General features: G+C 40.3%; 2 protein-coding genes. Both read left to right on the plus strand.

Annotation, left to right across the window (positions count from 1 at the left end):
- Positions 1-108: 108 nt before the first annotated feature.
- Entirely contained in the window at positions 109-630 is a 522-nt protein-coding gene (locus tag LZU85_RS20715) for a hypothetical protein (RefSeq protein ID WP_224638854.1), read from the plus strand.
- 661 nt (positions 631-1,291) lie between these two features.
- Positions 1,292-1,780: a P-loop nucleotide/nucleoside kinase family protein gene (locus LZU85_RS20720; RefSeq protein WP_237288432.1), complete on the plus strand. Its 489-nt coding sequence runs from the start codon at positions 1,292-1,294 to the stop codon at positions 1,778-1,780.
- The last annotated feature ends 80 nt before the right edge of the window (positions 1,781-1,860 follow it).

Consider the following 1,860-nt stretch of genomic DNA (forward strand, 5'->3'; position numbering starts at 1 on the left):
CTACTTCAAATTTAGTGTTTATGGCACAATGCTTTAGGTTGGGTGGTGGCGTTGCTCACCCCTTAATTGGGCGTTATATGGCAATCAGGTATCATTTAGGAGCAACTAGTGGCAACTGAATATCGTTCGTTTTTCAACATAGGATTATATGACCCAGTATATTTTGATCGCTGGCCTTATGGCCCAAATGAATATGATAGTGCGTTATATTTGTCCGCGAAAAAAAGAAAATGTGGTTGGGGAAAAGCCGCTGAGTTTAACTCAATCGATGAAGCTAGAGCATTTTTTTATGATTGGAAAAATAGTTCTAAGTTTAAGATGCATATTGTTGAGTTCAAGAAATATGTTGAAGTGCCTGACCCTATATATCCTGAGAATCACCCTCACAGTTTGCTAAAGCGTATACACCAAGGTGAAAAACACAGTGTTTGGGTTACTGCTGAACTATGGTTCAGGGGACAAATATCCACTCATTATGTGTCGAAACAAACGCTAAGACGCCATCGTGATATCCTAATAAACTATGGTGTTGACATAGCTAAAGAGCCAGAGCAAGTTTATGAACCACCGAAAATGAAAAGAGATGATGTGTGGTATACAGCTTCACCAAAGTTGAAAGCCCTGGATTAGGGCACTAATTGTAAATCAATGTTGGTGAACAGCCATATAACAAGCAATTTAAGAGGGATTCTCAACGCTTGGCATTTTTGCTTCTACTTCAATTTTAGTGTTTACGGTACAATGCTTTACGTTGGGTGGTGGCGTTGTTCACCCCTTAATTGGGCGTTAGTTGCCAACGAGAAAAACGCAGCTAAAACAAAATATTTAGGGCTAAGGTCCGTATGTTTTTGGCTCGGTTTTCGTATTTCAACTTCTAGTTATTTGGGTTTGCAAAATCGTGTGTTGGTTTCTTTTGTGGTTGACTCTATATTTCAGAAACTGGTTTATATGTTGAAAGTTAGCTCTGTAACATTGTTTGTCCAAAGGCGCTTTTTTGTTGTCGTTAATCCGTTTTCTACGGCGCTTTGTGTCCCAAGTGGTTTCAGTGACAGGCGCTTTGAAACTACGCCTGATTTGAGTTTTTCAAAGCACGTAAAAACAGTGTTGGCAAAGCGGCAATCAACTTCAAATCAAAGCTTTAGGTTTGGCAACTAACAAAGCATTCAAGAGGGATTCACAACGCTTGGCAGTTTTGGTTTGAATTGGCTTTAGTGTTTACGGCACAATGGTTTAGAACGGGTGGTAGCGTTGTTCACCCCTTAATGCGGCGTTATGCGTAAATGGAGGAAACATGGAAAATCAGGGCAAGCTGTTCTTCTTCTGTGGCAAGATGGGAGCAGGGAAATCGACGAAATCTAAGGTTGTGGCTGCCGAAAATAATGCAGTCCTAATTTCAGAAGACGACTGGTTGTCAGCTCATTATCCTTCACAAATTCAAACGTTTGACGACTACATTAAACACTCTAATCTCATAAAGCCTTTCGTTAAAAAACATGTTCAGAGTTTGCTAAATGTAGGGGTTAACGTTGTCATGGATTTTCCAGCTAATACTGTCAATCAAAGAGCTTGGTTCGTATCACTGTGCGTTGAAGTAGGTAGTGAGCATGAGCTTTGGTATCTAGACCTAACAGATGATCAATGTTTATCCCAAATTGCTAAGCGTCGAGTTGAGCAACCTGAAAGAGCTATGTTTGACACAGAAGCAGTATTTCATCATGTCACTCAGTATTTTGAACCTCCGAAAGCGAGTGAAAATCTCAATCTGGTACGTGTGGGATAATACGCATAACAAGAGACTATGGCGTCAATAGTTAATTTTTGGCGCTATCTGCATTCCACATACAGCCATCTCTGAGCATT

Origin of the sequence: Vibrio floridensis (assembly GCF_021852965.1) — a bacterium.
GTDB lineage: Bacteria > Pseudomonadota > Gammaproteobacteria > Enterobacterales > Vibrionaceae > Vibrio > Vibrio floridensis.